Raw genomic sequence first — 510 nt, 5'->3', positions numbered from 1 at the left:
GCTCTTCATTACTTACAACAAAGATGCTCGCGTCCACTGTGCAGTTCTCAAACAACACACAACCAACCATGTCCTCGTCGCCACCGAACACCAGAAAAACCCGGCCGGTATGACCACCATGATCACTTGTAAGTTCTTGCCTAGAAAAAACACTCGCGTGTTCCCTCAGGACCCAACAGTGCATCGATATATCACCCGCCGGCCGATCATCAGATCAACCGTGACGCGGGAAAGTTTGTCAGTGTTCCACCCATGAGCGTCCGCAGCCCTACTGATGAGGACTAAACGGTCTCTGCCAGAACATCATCCACTGACTGTTCAGTGGTACACGTCTGGAGATGTGCTCCTTAGAAAGGAGGTGATCCAGCCGCACCTTCCGGTACGGCTACCTTGTTACGACTTCGTCCCAATCGCCGATCCCACCTTCGACGGCTCCCTCCCACAAGGGGTTAGGCCACCGGCTTCGGGTGTTACCGACTTTCATGACGTGACGGGCGGTGTGTACAAGGC

Annotated in this window: 1 protein-coding gene and 1 rRNA gene; one reads left to right on the top strand and one right to left on the bottom strand. The window is 54.3% G+C overall.

Annotation, left to right across the window (positions count from 1 at the left end; genetic code table 11):
* Window positions 1-256, top strand: a 256-nt coding sequence (locus tag AC1D1G_RS45905; protein ID WP_477957025.1) for a hypothetical protein, incomplete at its 5' end; no start/stop codon positions are given.
* A gap of 95 nt (window positions 257-351) precedes the next feature.
* Here AC1D1G_RS45905 and AC1D1G_RS45900 read toward each other — a convergent pair.
* Window positions 352-510 (bottom strand): 16S ribosomal RNA (locus AC1D1G_RS45900); the annotation flags it as partial.

It is taken from the genome of Rhodococcus sp. P3_B8, from assembly GCF_056402775.1.
This window is presented reverse-complemented; position numbering and strand designations above follow the sequence as displayed.